General features: G+C 39.9%; 16 protein-coding genes, 1 other RNA gene and 1 pseudogene. 7 read left to right on the plus strand and 11 right to left on the minus strand.

Translation table 11 applies throughout. The features are described from left to right. The first annotated feature begins 3 nt into the window (after nucleotides 1-3). Together FTT85_RS03950 and FTT85_RS18665 are read left to right on the plus strand one after the other, a co-directional pair. Nucleotides 4-237 carry a hypothetical protein gene (locus FTT85_RS03950; protein ID WP_180182941.1) on the plus strand — a complete coding sequence of 78 codons (234 nt, stop codon included), beginning with the start codon at nucleotides 4-6 and terminating at the stop codon, nucleotides 235-237. Beyond that, nucleotides 237-458, plus strand: a complete 222-nt coding sequence (locus FTT85_RS18665) for a hypothetical protein (protein ID WP_257232076.1) — start codon at nucleotides 237-239, stop codon at nucleotides 456-458. Before FTT85_RS03950 ends, FTT85_RS18665 begins: the two co-directional genes overlap by 1 nt. Here the strand turns inward: FTT85_RS18665 and FTT85_RS03955 are convergent. Further along, nucleotides 368-1,669 carry a site-specific integrase gene (locus tag FTT85_RS03955; RefSeq protein ID WP_180182942.1) on the minus strand — a complete coding sequence of 434 codons (1,302 nt, stop codon included), beginning with the start codon at nucleotides 1,667-1,669 and terminating at the stop codon, nucleotides 368-370. The two genes, FTT85_RS18665 and FTT85_RS03955, sit on opposite strands and share 91 nt — an antisense overlap. Before the next feature lie 221 nt (nucleotides 1,670-1,890). Between FTT85_RS03955 and FTT85_RS03960 the strand changes: the two genes are divergently transcribed. The 4 genes from FTT85_RS03960 to FTT85_RS03975 all read left to right on the plus strand — a co-directional run bounded on the left by FTT85_RS03960 (nucleotide 1,891) and on the right by FTT85_RS03975 (nucleotide 4,927). Then, nucleotides 1,891-2,580 (plus strand): HAD-IA family hydrolase, encoded by a 690-nt coding sequence (locus FTT85_RS03960; RefSeq protein ID WP_218955425.1) that lies wholly within the window; start codon nucleotides 1,891-1,893, stop codon nucleotides 2,578-2,580. Next, the gene (locus FTT85_RS03965) at nucleotides 2,573-3,013 is read left to right on the plus strand and encodes an RNA-binding S4 domain-containing protein (protein ID WP_168377604.1); all 441 of its coding nucleotides are present in this window, start codon (nucleotides 2,573-2,575) and stop codon (nucleotides 3,011-3,013) included. The genes FTT85_RS03960 and FTT85_RS03965 overlap by 8 nt, the downstream gene beginning before the upstream one ends. A 145-nt stretch (nucleotides 3,014-3,158) precedes the next feature. Continuing rightward, nucleotides 3,159-4,202, plus strand: a complete 1,044-nt coding sequence (recA, locus tag FTT85_RS03970) for a recombinase RecA (protein WP_180088428.1) — start codon at nucleotides 3,159-3,161, stop codon at nucleotides 4,200-4,202. An 80-nt stretch (nucleotides 4,203-4,282) separates the two neighbouring features. Further along, nucleotides 4,283-4,927 carry a regulatory protein RecX gene (locus FTT85_RS03975; protein ID WP_180182943.1) on the plus strand — a complete coding sequence of 215 codons (645 nt, stop codon included), beginning with the start codon at nucleotides 4,283-4,285 and terminating at the stop codon, nucleotides 4,925-4,927. 108 nt (nucleotides 4,928-5,035) lie between these two features. Here the strand turns inward: FTT85_RS03975 and ffs are convergent. Then, nucleotides 5,036-5,132, minus strand: an RNA gene (ffs, locus tag FTT85_RS03980) — signal recognition particle sRNA small type. A 291-nt stretch (nucleotides 5,133-5,423) separates the two neighbouring features. On the opposite strand from ffs, the pseudogene FTT85_RS03985 reads away from it, so the two are divergent. Next, nucleotides 5,424-6,285: pseudogene (locus tag FTT85_RS03985) on the plus strand (YbgF trimerization domain-containing protein). A gap of 58 nt (nucleotides 6,286-6,343) precedes the next feature. Here the strand turns inward: FTT85_RS03985 and lpxA are convergent. The 9 genes from lpxA to uppS are packed head-to-tail and all read right to left on the minus strand — an operon-like array spanning nucleotide 6,344 to nucleotide 15,920. After that, entirely contained in the window at nucleotides 6,344-7,132 is a 789-nt protein-coding gene (gene lpxA / locus FTT85_RS03990; RefSeq protein WP_180078389.1) for an acyl-ACP--UDP-N-acetylglucosamine O-acyltransferase, read from the minus strand. Next, complete coding sequence (gene fabZ / locus FTT85_RS03995; RefSeq protein ID WP_180182968.1) at nucleotides 7,129-7,614, minus strand: 3-hydroxyacyl-ACP dehydratase FabZ; 486 nt, start codon at nucleotides 7,612-7,614, stop codon at nucleotides 7,129-7,131. Before fabZ ends, lpxA begins: the two co-directional genes overlap by 4 nt. 5 nt (nucleotides 7,615-7,619) lie before the next feature. Beyond that, complete coding sequence (gene lpxD / locus FTT85_RS04000) at nucleotides 7,620-8,690, minus strand: UDP-3-O-(3-hydroxymyristoyl)glucosamine N-acyltransferase (RefSeq protein ID WP_180182944.1); 1,071 nt, start codon at nucleotides 8,688-8,690, stop codon at nucleotides 7,620-7,622. A 3-nt stretch (nucleotides 8,691-8,693) separates the two neighbouring features. After that, entirely contained in the window at nucleotides 8,694-9,194 is a 501-nt protein-coding gene (locus tag FTT85_RS04005; protein WP_180048911.1) for an OmpH family outer membrane protein, read from the minus strand. 41 nt (nucleotides 9,195-9,235) lie between these two features. Next, nucleotides 9,236-11,803 carry an outer membrane protein assembly factor BamA gene (gene bamA, locus FTT85_RS04010; RefSeq protein ID WP_373886876.1) on the minus strand — a complete coding sequence of 856 codons (2,568 nt, stop codon included), beginning with the start codon at nucleotides 11,801-11,803 and terminating at the stop codon, nucleotides 9,236-9,238. Continuing rightward, the gene (rseP, locus tag FTT85_RS04015) at nucleotides 11,784-13,139 is read right to left on the minus strand and encodes an RIP metalloprotease RseP (protein WP_180182946.1); all 1,356 of its coding nucleotides are present in this window, start codon (nucleotides 13,137-13,139) and stop codon (nucleotides 11,784-11,786) included. The genes bamA and rseP overlap by 20 nt, the downstream gene beginning before the upstream one ends. Before the next feature lie 3 nt (nucleotides 13,140-13,142). After that, a complete protein-coding gene (ispC, locus tag FTT85_RS04020; RefSeq protein WP_168377611.1) occupies nucleotides 13,143-14,339 on the minus strand; it encodes a 1-deoxy-D-xylulose-5-phosphate reductoisomerase in 1,197 nt (398 codons plus the stop codon). After that, entirely contained in the window at nucleotides 14,340-15,164 is an 825-nt protein-coding gene (locus tag FTT85_RS04025) for a CDP-archaeol synthase (RefSeq protein WP_180114012.1), read from the minus strand. Further along, a complete protein-coding gene (gene uppS / locus FTT85_RS04030; RefSeq protein ID WP_180182947.1) occupies nucleotides 15,165-15,920 on the minus strand; it encodes a polyprenyl diphosphate synthase in 756 nt (251 codons plus the stop codon). Between the last annotated feature and the right edge of the window lies 1 nt (nucleotide 15,921).

Raw genomic sequence — 15,921 nt, forward strand, 5'->3', positions numbered from 1 at the left:
CGTGTGATGGAATGGGTTGATTATAAAAAGAAATCACCGCGTATAGATGGGCGGTATCAAATATTTATTTCAGGCGAACAGTTGGCAGCAGACTATAAACATCCTTTTGGTTTTGCATGCCCTATTGATGGATGTGCATTCGTTCAAGAATTAATTACCCATTGGGCGGTATTAAACAACGATCCGGTGATTGAGTTGCCTGAAGAAATGGTTAAAAGTTTGAAGGAGGTATCTTAATGGGATTATATATTTCAACGCCTGATTTGTTGAAGCGCTACGGTATTACCAAAGGCACTTTGATCAACTGGCGTAATAAACAGGATTTTCCTGAGCCATTGATCAAAGCACATGGGCGCTCAAGCAGTCGTTATGGCATCAAGGCTGTAGATGCTTGGGAAAGAAGTAAAGGGTTGCTTGAGTCATTAGAAATACAGCCTTTAATATCGAAACGCTCGTGATTATTCAATATGGTGCAGAGTTTATGGAACCACTTCTCATAAGCCTGCGCCTGTTCATCCATGTATTCATGTAAATCATAGGTTCCCCATACAGCAGGTAACCCATGACCCAGCATAATTTCACAAATATGCGGTGGCGCTAATTCGGATATATGTGTTCTCATCGTCCTGCGCAAATCATGCATAGTCCAATGCTGCATCTCTACATCAAATCGCTTACGCACATTGTCATTCACATATGGTGGAATTGTTGTTTGAAAGCTTTTTGAAAGCTTCGTATATGCTTTACCTTTTAAGTTTGGAAAAGCATATTCACAGCTATCAGGCGACAGTGAAAAAACATACTTAATGAATGGCACAATTTGTGGAATGAGGGGTCGGATAATCGGCTTGTGGGTACGGTCCCCCATCTTGTGATTCTCTGGTGGTACGTGCCAAATCATTTCCTGAAAATCAAAGTCAGATTTCTTAGCCAATCTTAATTCTGATACACGGCAGCCAAAGAACAGCAGCATAATAATAATGGCTTTGTTTTTTGGTGATATGGCATTTGATCTCAGAGAAGCATGTACCACCCAGAATATTTCCTGTTCTGAAAGATAACGCGAACGCTTCACTTTCTTTACGTTTAAATCAGCTGCTTTAAGATGCTGAATAGGCTGATTCATTAATTTCCCGTGTACACACCCCCAGCGCATAATCATTTTGAGATTACCAAGTATTTTCACTGCTACCGTTTTAGCATCATCTGTAATTTCAAATAATAGCGATGACCATTCTTGTAGGGTGATATCGTCACAAATTCTACGACCTATACGTGGATAAACGTGAATTTCAAATGCCCTTAAATCATATTCTTTTGAGACTTTATTTACGGCAATTGTATTAAACCAGAGGTCACATATTTCTTTGACGGTCAGCTGCTTCAGATAGTCGCTTTCCCCTTTTAGCTTAAGTTGCATTGGGTCCTTGCCTTGATCTAGCTCAATTTTATATTTATGAACCTGAGCACGAGCATCTTTTAGACCTAATAATGGGTATGTACCTAGATCTAGTCTTTTGGCTTGACCACCAAAACGATAGCGATATTGAAAAACGACTTTTCCCTTTGGGGATATTCTGACGGACAAACCATCTCTATCTGTTACAACTTCGACTTTTTCTCGCGGTTTCCCATTATTTGATTTTAGCCAACTATCACTTAAAGACATTTAAATTTTCCAGTCCAAATACTTTATACTCTGTACATATTCAAGCAGAGCAAAAATATGTACACACATATGTACATATTTTTTCTTGAAAGGTAAATAACTTTGTTAAACTTTGAAATTATTTGATCATCGTTAATAAACGCGAAAGTTGAGCAATTTCATTGAATCTAAAGCTTTTCTATATGCTTTGTTAAACTTTGAAAATCTTTGGAGAATCTTGAATGCAAAAACCGACTATAATTTTCGATATGGACGGTACTTTACTCGATCTTGCTTATGATGATTTCATTTGGAATGAGCTGCTGCCAATTCGCTATGCTGAACAGCATCAGTGCTCACTCGAACAAAGCAAGCAAACGCTATTTAGTTTTTATCAACAGCATAATCATACCCTAAAATGGTACTCATCTCGCTTTTGGACGTCACAAGTTGGCGTTGATGTTTTGGCAATGCAAATAGAACAAAAAGCCAAAGTGGCTAAACGCGAAGGCTGCATTAAGCTGCTTACCTATCTAAAAGAAAATGGCTATCCTATTTGGCTTGCGACCAATGCCGACTTTGCAGGCTTACAATTCAAACTCGAAGAAACCGGTCTTCGTGATTATTTTGATGTTATCGTCAGTTCAGAAACTCTCGGTCATGCCAAAGAGTTTATTGAGTTTTGGCAAATATTAGCAAGCAAACACCCCTTCTATGCAAAAAACTGTTACTTCATTGATGACACAGAAAAAGTGCTCAATGGTGCAAAACTTTTTGGGATTGAACAGCTCTATTCGATTCAGCAACCTTCATCTGCCAAAGCGCCTCGCGAGACTTGCAATTACCCAATGCTGTCCACATTAACAGATTTAATCCCTATTTTAGAAGCTCAAACGACTGAGCAAGCCGAGGAACAGAAAAAATATGCGTAAATCAAATCTAGCCGAAGATGCGGTTGGTATGCGTATAGACAAATGGTTGTGGGCTGCACGTTTTTTTAAAACACGCTCTATTGCCAAAAATGCTATTGAAGGCGGTAAAGTTCATCATAATGGCGAACGCGTTAAAGTCTCTCGTGAAGTTCGTGTAGGCATGGAATTAACCATTGCACAAGGCCTTGAGAAAAAAACCGTGGTGGTGAAAGCACTGTCGGATGTTCGTGGGCCTGCCCCAACCGCTCAGCTGCTTTATGATGAAACTGAGGTCAGTATTGCAAAACGGGAATTGCTCGCATCACAAAGAAAGTTGCATAATCTAGCTCGGCCAGATCATCGACCAAGTAAAAAAGATCGTCGAGATATTGGTAAATTTAAAAGAGAAAATGATCAACAGTTTGACCAGCAATGGTCTTATAATGATGATTAAGTTAAAGCGTCACAACATGTCGCACCTGTTGTGATTTTCATAGAACAAAAGGATGATTTCTGTCACTATACCCTCGTGGAACAGATTTAAACTGAATACATCCACTTGAGTATATTGTTTCGTGACATCGTATTGAGGTTGTAAGATGGATGATAATAAAAGCAAGGCGTTAAATGCGGCCTTAAGCCAAATTGAAAAGCAGTTTGGTAAAAACACCGTTATGCGTCTTGGTGATAATACCGTGCAGGCAGTTGAAGCTGTCTCTACAGGTTCTTTAACATTAGATATCGCACTAGGTATTGGTGGTTTGCCTAAAGGTCGTATCGTAGAAATCTACGGTCCTGAATCTTCTGGTAAAACGACTATGACATTACAAGCCATTGCACAATGTCAGAAAGCTGGCGGTACTTGTGCATTCATCGATGCTGAACATGCATTAGACCCTCAATACGCACGTAAACTTGGCGTAGATATTGATAACCTCCTTGTTTCACAGCCAGACAATGGTGAACAAGCACTTGAAATTGCAGACATGCTGGTACGTTCAGGCGCCATTGACCTGATCGTTGTCGACTCGGTCGCTGCACTGACCCCTCGCGCCGAAATTGAAGGCGAAATGGGTGACTCACACATGGGCTTACAAGCTCGTCTGATGAGCCAAGCACTGCGTAAAATTACCGGTAATGCGAAACGTTCTAACTGTATGGTGATCTTCATTAACCAAATTCGTATGAAGATTGGTGTAATGTTTGGTAGCCCAGAAACCACAACGGGTGGTAATGCACTTAAATTCTATGCATCTGTACGTTTAGATATCCGCCGTATTGGTCAAGTGAAAGAAGGCGACGAAATCATTGGTTCAGAAACCAAAGTGAAAGTTGTGAAAAACAAAATGGCTCCTCCATTCCGTGAAGCGATTTTCCAAATTCTTTATGGTAAAGGCGTGAACCATTTAGGTGAACTTGTTGACCTTGCGGTACAACAAGAAATTGTTCAAAAAGCAGGTGCTTGGTATTCATACCAAGGTGACAAGATTGGTCAAGGTAAAAACAATACCATTCGCCACTTAGAAGAACACCCTGAACTTGCACAAACCATTGAAAAACTGATTCGTGAACAACTTCTGACTACAGGTACAGCACCTGCAGAAGACAAAGATGAAGAAGAACCGGACTTTTTAGATGCTTAATTACTGCATGCTTTAATAGCAGACGAAACGCCCTACGGGGCGTTTTGTTTTGCACTCAAATTTTGTATTAAAATGACCCCATGACTAAAGACCATTTTCCACGCTTGCTCGACTATGAAGCACTGAAACAACAGTTTACAGAAGCTGAAGAACCCACCTGCGTAAATCATGCTGCACAAACTGACATTCCATATGACAATGCTTCGGTGATCGATCACACTGCATTGCATTTTGATGCCAATGGTAAAGAGGTTCATACTGAAAAAAAACCAGGTCTGCGCGGCTCTCGTTTACGCTCCTACGCCTTTGCAGTACTCACACGTAAAGAATACTCAAAAGCGGATTTAATCGAGAAATTAGCACTGTATGCGGATAGTCGTGAAGAAGTCATACACTTGGTGGAAGAACTCGCACGTGAGAACTATCAAAGCGATCAGCGTGTAGCAGAAATGCTGTTGTCGAGTCAAAAGCGTAAAGGTAAAGGCCCCAACCGTATAAAGCTCGCGTTAAAAAATAAAAAAGTAGACAGTGAATTAATTCAGGATGAATTAAAAGAAACAGATTGGGTCGCCGAAGCCTACCAGCTCAAGATCAAAAAATTTGGCAAAGCGGTTGAACATGATCCAAAACAAAAAGCCAAACAAATACGTTTTTTACAATATCGAGGCTTTGATCTCGATACGATTTTTAAAGTAATTGCACGTAAAGAATTTGATGACGAATAACAAAGATATAGATCTAAATGAAGAATTAATAAAACTAAAATAAAGAAGAATCTAGGATTAAAAAAAATGAGAGGAAGTTTAATTTATTATGATTGAAACTGGTGGCAACCCTACCAGCAAGACTTCGGCACATCATATTTCTACTACCGTTGCTACCTTCCGGTCCTGGCGGGGTTTGTAGAGTACAATTGCGAAGTAACCGGCAGGGCTACCATTGCAAGAACAGAGTATAGAGATTTTTGATAAACATGCAAGACTAAAACCAAGAATTCCTGAGTAGAAAACACTGTTTGATTATTTATAAATCAATATGATGGTCGATGATGTAGAAAACGTGAAACATCATCACTATATTTTTACTTTAATACACAACAAGATTGTAAAAGCTTATTGCAATTCAGAACTTTGGCGTTTTTAATGTGCTTATCGTTTTATCTAAAGCAGTCTGTAATAAAACTATTCAATACGGACATGCTTGCAACTACATGGAATTTTTATGATGTTTAAACAGCATGTATTGTGTGCCCTTACATTGACTTGCTCAGGTACGCTATTTGCCAATATTCCAATTGAATCTCGCGGTTTGAGTGGCGCAGATAATGGCACTGTGTATACAGCAAATAATACAGCCATTCAAACAGGTGCTGGCTCTACCCCTACGCCAACCAATTTGAATTGGCAGCTCATGCAGAAGAACCAACAGCTCGAAAATGAATTGCGTAGCTTACGCGGTAAAATGGAAGAGCAAGACAATATTATCGAACAATTAAAAAGTGAACTTACAAACCGCTATGCAGATTTAGATCAACGTTTAGAGCTACTCCAACAAAAAGTAGATCCGAGTGAAGACACAGAGGCTGCGGAGGATAACCAACAAGGTACTGCACCCAGCAACAGCTAATACAGTCCCTACACCGGTTAAACAACCTACAGCACAAGCAACTTTAAGCTCATCTGCAAAACAACCTGTAAATACAGGCGGTGACTCACTTGAGCTCGAGAAAGCAGCTTATACCGTTGCTTTAGATGCATACAAACAAGGTGGTGCGAAAAAAGCCATCGCACCGATGAAAAATTTTATTAAAAATAATCCTAACAGTGTTTATATTAGCAATGCATATTTTTGGCTAGCTGAATTCAACCTTGCTGTTGAACCGACTAACTACGCAGAAGCGAAAAAGAACTATAGTATCGTGGTAGATCAATACCCTGAGTCGACCCGCGCGCCTAGAGCGTTATATCAACTGTATAGCATTGCAAAAGACGTCGATCGAAATAGCAGTTTAGCAACGCAGCTCAAAACCAAGCTTACCCAAAAATATCCAAAATCTGAAGAAGCAGGCTTTGTTAAAAAATAGTCCTATTTTTAACGCAAAAAAAAACACCTTATAAGGTGTCTTTTTTTATTCGCAGCATTTAGCGTACGATACCGCGCTTAGACTGCTCAAGTGAGTCAATCAACAATTGCGCTTCTGCCACTTCAGGCAAAATTTCAGTACGAATACGCTCAATCGCTTCATTCGTCGTTAAACCATCTTTATAGATCAATTTAAAAGATTCACGTAAACCTTGAATCACATTTTTAGACCAACCTTTACGACGCATGCCTTCTATGTTCATGGCAAAAGCATGGGCTGGATTACCAGATACCATGACATAAGCAGGTACATCTTTCAAAATAAGAGATGCACCACCAATCATACTGTAAGAATCGATTTTACAGAATTGATGAATACCAGAGTTACCACCTACGATGACATAATCACCAATGTGGACATGACCTGCAACGCCGACGTTATTAGCAAAGATATTATGATCACCTACCACACAGTCATGTGCAATATGTGTATTCACCATCAATAAATTATGACTACCAACTTTAGTTAGACCCTGATCTTGAACAGTACCACGGTGTAAACTACAGTGTTCACGAATCGAGTTATGATCCCCGATTTCTAACCAAGTTTCTTCACCAGCATATTTCAAGTCTTGGCAGACTTCACCAACACTGGCAAATTGAAAAATTTCGTTATGTTGACCAATACGGGTATAACCACCCACCACAACATGTGAATGCAGTTTAGTACCCGCTCCAATTGTGACTTTAGGACCAATAATACAATATGGTCCAATTTGCACATCCGGAGCAATTACTGCTGATGAGTCAATAATGGCGGTAGGATGAATTAATTCGTTATTGCTCATGCTGTCTCTGTTTTCTGATGCGAAACCATAATTTCCGCGGTTGCTGCGACTACGCCATCTACAGTGGCAACACAATTATATTTGTAAATGCCACGCTTTTGCATCACTAATTCTGATTTTAATACAAGTTGATCGCCTGCAACGACTTGTTTTTTAAATCGGACCTTTTCTGCACCAGCAAATAAGAACAACGAACCCGCTGAAGGTTTCTCATTATTCATGATGAAACCTAAAATACCCGATACTTGCGCCAATGCTTCAACAATCAGCACGCCCGGCATAATTGGGTATCCTGGGAAATGACCTTGTAAGAATTCTTCGTTAATCGTTACATTTTTATAGCCTACAATCCCGTTGTCAGTCACTTCAACAACACGATCAACCAATAAAAACGGATAACGATGTGGCAAGTATTCACGAATAGTCTGAATAGTCATTGGTAATTCAGGTTTTATGAAAGCTGGGGTATTCGACTCTGTCATCATAATTATTTACGCAATTTAAATGTTGATTCAAGGGACTCAATTTGAGACTGCATATGATCAAGTCGTTTGACCAATTGGGTCAATGGCACATCTGCTAATTGTTTAAAACGGATTGCTGCCTTTTTCCAAGAACCACTTTCAAGCATCGGCGTACCTGAAGAATAACTTCCAGCAACGGAAATACTTTTTGTGACCATTGACATACCGGTAATTGTCACATTATCTACAATATTAATGTGACCTACGATACCAACAGCCCCTGCTAGCACACAATTTTTGCCAATAGTTGTACTACCTGCAATGCCACATTTCGCAGCCATTGCCGTATTTGCACCAACTTTGACGTTATGCGCGATTTGCACAAGGTTATCAATAATGACACCATCTTCCAAAATTGTGTCATCTAAAGCACCACGGTCAATACTACAATTTGAACCAATACGCACATCATTCCCGATACGTACAGAACCTAATTGAGCAATACGATGCCATTTCCCTTGATAAGGCGCAAAACCAAATCCTTCACCACCGATCACCGTATTCGCATGGATACGTACACGATCACCTAACTTGGCTTCACCAGTAATCGTCACATGCGAATCGATAAAACAATCTTTACCAATTTCAACACCGTGATCAATCTTCACTTGTGATTCAATGCGAGTACCTTCGCCCACCACACTATTCGCACCAATCACCACATAATGCCCAATATAAGCAGTATCAGAAATGATTGCAGAAGGATGAATTTGGGCAGTACTTTCAATTCCTATTTCTACAGATTTCTTTTCAAAAACATGCGTTAGAATAGCGAAAGCCAGATACGGATTGGGTACAACAATGAAGTTTTGCTGTGAAGGGATTTGTGACTGCATGTCTGCAGTCACAATCAGCGCACCAGCCTTAGACTGTTGAGCTTCATTCAGATATTTATCTGCGTTTAAAAATGCAAGCTGATGTGGTTGAGCACTCTCCAAACTTGCCATTCCGCTGAATTGCAAGTCTAGCTGACCAATACATTGACCTTGAACAAGTTGAGCAAGCTTTTCTAAACTGAATTTTTGAGAATTCATTGATTATTTAATTGCATTAACCTTTTGAATCATTTTATCAGTTAAATCAAACTTAGGGTCATACGCAAGTGCTGAATTTTTATTCAAAACAACATCTAACTTATTTTCTGTGCGCAATTGTTCTGCAACTTGCTTGATTCGAGTATCCATCGTGCGATTTAAGGACTGGATATTACCTTGAACCGAAGCTTGAACTTTTTGCTGTAAATCAGTCAGCTCTTTGAGTTTAGTTTGATACTGTTGACCCATTTGCTGCTTTTGCGCAGCAGTCAACTTATCACCACCTTGCTGAGCTTTTTGTTGCATTGCTTCCAGCTCTTTAGCAAGTGATTCAATTTTAGTGGTTTGTGGTTTCAATTGCTGTTGAATTTGAGCATTTTGTTGTTTTATATAAGTGCTTTGATCCACCACCTTTTCTAAATCAACCACACCGTAACCTGCTGCATGTACCACAGCAGAACATGACATACCCAATACCGCCAAACCAGCAAATAATTTATTCATCTTATCAACCTGTAATTTTGTTATTCCCAGAAGGGTCGTACTTAGAACGTACGACCAATCTCGAATTGGATTTCTTTTGTTTCATCGCCAGCTTTGTCATTTAGTGGGAATGCATAACTCAGTGAAATTGGACCAATCATCGTGATCCAAGTAAAACCTGCACCAACGCTATAACGCATGTTATTCATATCAAAACCGTAGTTATCTTTACAGTATTGACGGTCTTCACTAGATTTAGGAACGTCACATTGGGTGTCAAATACTTGTGCGCCTTCAGCAAACAATACTGGACGAACTTGACGCGCCCAATCGCCTTTAAATGGCACAGGTAAAGCCAATTCAGTACCAAATTGAATTAAAGCATTACCACCGACTTCTTCTGGATCGTAGTCAACCTGATTTTGCGCATCATAATACACACCAGGATATTTCGGCCCTAGAGTACTGTTGTCATAGCCACGTACCGAACCAAAACCACCTGCATAGAAATTTTTGTAGAACGGTAAATCATTACCATAGCCTAACTTACCGTAACCACGTAACACAAAGTCTTTACCGAGTGGGAAATAAGCTTGTGCGTCGTAAGTGATTTTTTGATATTCAACATCACTGCCCGGTAATGCAATTTCGGCATTGACGCGGTGTGACATACCCGATGTAGGGAATACCGGGCGATTCAAGGTGTTGTACGACCAACCTAAGTTAAGGTTATAAGTTAAGAAATCACCTTTAAATTCATTGTCGTAAGTAATTTCTTCAACAGCACATTTATAACCAATTATTTCGTTTTTATCATTATAAACAGGTACAGTATTTTGAGACTCACCATTAGCATCTTTTGGGCAGTAAGAACCTTTCCCTGTAGCTTTACCACCGTTAGCAAGTAAGTAGTCACGGACATACGTAGATACATATGGGCCTGTAGTTACATCAGTTTGATCAACATTCAAACCCATACTGATACTTTGGTTTTCATCGATCGGATAACCAAAGTTGATACCACCACCAAAACTATCAGTGACGTAGTTGTTAACGTTATAGTCGTTATCTAACTTGGTTTTACGGTAGTACATGTTATAACCACGGCGTACACCATCAATAGTGAAATATGGGTCAGTTACACTTAGGTTGTAGTAATCTTGAGTCTCTGAACGTGACAAATCAATAGAAACTGCATTACCTGTACCCAAGAAGTTGGTTTGACTCAAACCTGCTTGGAAAGTCACACCCCCACTTTGTGAGAAACCAACAGCTAAAGTACTTGTACCCGAATGCTGTTCTTCAACATTTACATTTAAATCAATTTGATCTGGCGTGCCCGGAATACGTGCAGGCTTAACATCAACGGTTTTAAAGAAGCCCGTACGTTCTAAACGCACTTTAGACAAATCGATTTTTTCGTTACTTGCTAATGCGCCTTCCATTTGACGCATTTCACGACGTAGAACTTCATCAGCTGTTTTCGAGTTACCTGTGAAATTAATACGGCGAACAGTGACTTGCTGGCCCGGATTCACATAGTAATTTAAATCAACCAATTTGGTGTCTTTATTGATTTCAGGAACAATGTTCACTTCTGCAAAGTAGTAACCTGCGTTACCGTATTTACGAAGTAAAAGTTGTTTCACACCATTCACTTTTTCTTGTGAATATAAATCGCCATCTTTATAGAGTTTTAAAGCGTTTAAATCAGTTTGCGTATAAAGCGTATCACCTAAGAAATGGGTTTCACCAAACTTAAATTGTTCACCTTCATCCACCGAAACTTCGATAAAGACGTGTTTTTTATCTTCACTCAAATTCAGACTTGAATTGGTAATGTTGAAGTTGATGTAACCTTTGTTGAGATACATCGCACGTAAAGCTTCTAAACTCGCAGCCATCTTTTCACGTGCATAGCGGTCATTACGAGAAATGATCGAGTTCCAACCACTTTCTTTTAATGCAAAAATTTGTTTAATTTCGCTTTCTTTAAAGACCGTATTACCAATGATATTAATATCAAATACTTTGGCAGATTGACCTTCTTCAAACTCGATTAAGACATTTACACGGTTATTCGGTTGAGCTGTTGTAATCACTTTTACATCAGCATCGTAGCGACCTTGCTGCATGTACTGTTGTTCTAATTCAGTTTCAACCGTTTGCAAAGATGATTTCTTTAAAACTTCACCTTCGGACAGACCCATTTTCTTTAAGCCTTCTTCCAAGGCTTCTTTAGGAATAAGTTTATTGCCTTTTAGCTCAACTTTAGAAATTACTGGGCGTTCAACCACTGTATATACAACGGTATTACCGACTTGTGAAGACTTCACATCATCAAACAAACCCGACGCAAACATGCTACGAATTGAGTTTGAAATGATTTGATCATTGACACGATCACCAGCGGAGAATGGGATCATTCCGGCTACATTGTCAGGAGTTAAACGCACTAAGCCATCAACACGAATATCTTGTACTACAAAATCATCTGCTGCATATACTTGTTGTGCTACGGCCATAGCACTAACCAGTGCCAATGGCATAAATAAATGTTTGTGCTGCATGCCAGTCTTTTCCGCTGTTAATTTATTTCGTATAACGTTCTTATAAACGCATAATGTCATTGAATAGAGCCAGTAGCATCATGCTACCCAGCAATACCATACCAATTTTTAATCCAACCAATTGTATTTGTTCAGAAACAGGTTTACCACGAATTAATTCAATAAAATAGTAAATTAAATGACCGCCATCGAGCATAGGAATTGGTAGTAAATTTAAAATACCTAAACTTACACTCATCAGTGCCATAAAGGAAATGAAGGTTTGCCACCCCATTTCAGCACTTTGTCCAGCCACTTTCGCAATGGTAATCGGACCAGATAAATTATCCAAACCCACCAAACCACGCACCATTTTTACAATAGAATTCAGGATCATACTAGAGATCTGACCTGTTTTTTCTACTGCTTTGCCCATCGCTTCTACAGGCGTGTATTGAATGGTTTGTTTGTATTCGGCTGGAATATTGACTTTACCCGGATCGCTTTGTACACCTAAAAGCCCTGTGACTTTACCCATTTGGTCACGCTTACCTTGCGGCATCACGCTTAAATGCACAATTTTATTTTGTCGTAAAACATCAATTTTAAGTAACTTTTCTGGAGAAGCTTGTACAACTTGTACAACATCAAACCAGTCTTTCATTTTTACGCCATCAATCGAAACAATTCGATCACCCACTTGCATCCCTTGGCGTATTGCTGCGCCATCTTCACTGAGTTTTGAAACCACTGCAGGAATTTCAGGACGATACGGTGTAAAACCAAGAACATCGAGTGGTGACTGAGTTTGATCGCGTAAGAAACTTTGAATCGGTAAACTGAAGTTTTGAATTTGCCCTGCTCGTTCAGCTTGAATTTGAATATTGCCAGTTTCACCTACACGATCAACCAAGGCATAATTCAAGCGCTCCCAAGTGGATACTTGAGTGCCATCTACGGCAGTAATTTTATCACCAGACTGCATTTGCGCAGCTGCTGCAGGCGTATTCGGTAAAATTTTACCTACGCGCGTATTGAGCTGTTCCTGAGCTGGTAAAAATAAAATCCAAAACAACACTACTGCAAAAGCCAAGTTAATGAGTGGCCCTGCCGCAACAATTGCAATACGCTTCCAAGGGTGTTGTCGGTTAAATGCTTTTGGTAAGTCTTCTGCTGCGACATCACCTTCTCGTTCATCCAACATTTTAACATAACCACCTAGTGGTAATGTAGACAGTTGATATTGAATACCCGACTTCTTTGACGTCCACTTAAGTAGTGTTGGGCCAAAACCAATCGAATACACCAAAACCTTTACGCCCAGTTTACGTGCAACGAAATAATGCCCAAATTCATGAATCGCTATCAGCGGTCCAAGTAGCAATATTGCTGCAATAATCATAAACAAGGCATTCATGTCTTAACTTCCTGAATTCAATACTGCTTTTTCAGCAACCATACGTGCCGATTTATCTGCATGCAAAATAACATCAATATTATTTGCAGCTGAGTTTTCAACTTGCCCCAACACATGTTCCACAATTTGAGGGATTTGAGTAAAGCCAATTTTCTCATGCAAAAATGCTGCCACGGCGATTTCATTGGCTGCATTTAAAATCGTAGGAGCTAAGCCCCCAGCCTTCATGGCTTGACGTGCTAATTTTAGTGCTGGGAATCGCTGTATATCAGGCTGTTCAAAGTTTAACTGTGAATGAACAAATAAATCTAATGGAGGCACATGTGTTTGAATACGCTTTGGCCACGCTAATGCATGAGCGATAGGCGTACACATATCAGGATTTCCCATTTGTGCCAAAGTCGAACCATCTACATATTGAACCATTGAATGAATGATACTCTGTGGATGGACAACAACTGTTACAAATTGTTCTTCAACTGCAAAAAGATGACAGGCTTCGATTAATTCCAAGCCTTTATTCATTAGCGTTGCAGAATCAACTGAAATTTTTTGCCCCATCGACCAATTTGGATGCTTACAGGCTTGGGCCGGCGTTACACTTTGCAATTGTTCTAAACTATGATGTAAAAATGGACCACCAGAAGCGGTAAGTAAAATTTGTTTGACACCTAGCTTTGGCTGACCATGACGCTCACCTTGTAGATAAGTTTCAGGTAAGCATTGGAAGATTGCATTGTGTTCAGAATCGACCGGCAGCAACAAAGCATTATTTTCACGTGCGGTCTGAATCATGATGTCACCCGACATCACCAGCGCTTCTTTATTTGCAAGCAACACGCGTTTACCTGCTTTCGCAGCAGCCAATGTAGGTAGCAACCCTGCCGCACCCACAATAGCTGCCATGACCACATCAACTTGTGGATGTTCTGCTACTGCGATTAATCCTGCTTCATCATGCAGGATTTCAATATCAGTTAATTTTTCAGCTACGAGTAATTGGCGCAGTTCATCCACTTTATTGAATGGAACAACTGCGATTTTCGGTCGATATTGTTTGCATATTTCGACAAGTTCTACAATTCGGCTATGTGCAGTGACTGCAAAAACTGAATACTCTTCGGGGTGCTGTTGCAGAATCTTTAAAGTACTTTGACCAATGGATCCTGTTACACCCAATATACAAACAGATTGTGACATCTATAAATCTACGCCAATTAATTTTAAAACATACATACCTGCTGCAAAGATAGGTGCTGCAGCAAGCAACGAGTCGATACGGTCCAGCACACCACCATGTCCCGGAAGAATACGACCAGAATCTTTGATCCCTGCACGACGCTTGATCATCGATTCAAACAAATCACCAAGTACTGAACTAAATACCGTTATTACTGAAAGAATTAAAAATAAAATATGTTCAGCGATGCTTAAATCTAGATAAATAATTTCAACAATAATGACAATTAGCATTGCAGTGAATAGACCGCCGTATAAACCTTCGATCGATTTATTCGGGCTCACATCTGGTGCAAGTTTTTTCTTACCAAATTTACGTCCCACGAAGTATGCACCACTGTCTGCACCCCATACCAACAGGAACAGATACATGAGCCACCACGGTGAGTTCATCCACACAGAAAAAATAGCAGTTACCGCAGCAGGAACTAAGACTAAACCAATACCACTCAGACTCGGGTTATACCAGTTATCGTAATCAGGATAAGACTTCACCCAATAGACACTTAAGATCCAAGTAAAGATCGAAGCCGCCCAAAGCAGTAATGCAACATCTGTAAAATGCAATGCTAGTGCTGAAAGAATAGCAGTGACTAGACCATAGCCCCAAGCGAAAGGTTTAATCACATTTTGTGTATTCCGCGGCATGAGTTTGAACCACTCATAACCCGCGACAGCTGATGCAATAATCATCAGCACAAGCATTGGGTATTTAGACTCGGTTGCAAACATGCAACTCAGTACAACTGAAACCAGTACCAATGCGGTTATTATCCGCTCTAACATTTATTTATTCTCAAACTGCTCTTGTTGAATCTGCTCTGAAGTCTTACCAAAACGACGTTCACGACCACCAAATACCGCTAGTGCGTCGTCAAATTCTTCAATGGTAAATTCAGGCCATAATGTCTGGGTAAAATAAAGTTCTGCATACGCAGCTTGCCAAAGCAAGAAGTTCGAGAGACGGAAATCACCACCTGTACGAATTAACAAATCTACCGGAGGTAGATCACTTAAACTGACATATTGACCAAAGACTTCAGCATCCACTGCTTCAAGATTTATTTTGTTAGTTAAAACATCTGCTGCGATTTTTTTTGCAGCCTGTGTCATATCCCACATACCACCGTAACTAATTGCAATAGTTAAAGTCATGCTGTCGAAATTAGCAGTCCTTTGTTCAGCTTGCAACATTAAGTCACGTAAGTTAGGAGATAAACGAGAACGATCACCAATAAAACGTAGGGAAATGTTAAATTTTTCCATGCGTGGCAACTGTTCATGAATGGTTTCTTCAAGAAGAGCCATCAACAAATCAACCTCAAACTGAGGACGATTCCAATTTTCACTCGAAAAAGCAAAAACCGTCAGTGCTTGGATATTTCTATTACGACAATGTTCAACGATGGGATCTAGGATGTCCTTTCCAGAACGATGCCCTTCACCTTTTTGCATTTGATTCTTTTTGGCAAAACGATTGTTGCCATCCATAATGATGGCAACATGTTTTGGAAGACGGGAAGTTTCTTCAGATGAAGTCATT

The sequence above is a fragment of the Acinetobacter sp. YH01020 genome (genome assembly GCF_013420275.1).
GTDB lineage: Bacteria > Pseudomonadota > Gammaproteobacteria > Pseudomonadales > Moraxellaceae > Acinetobacter > Acinetobacter amyesii.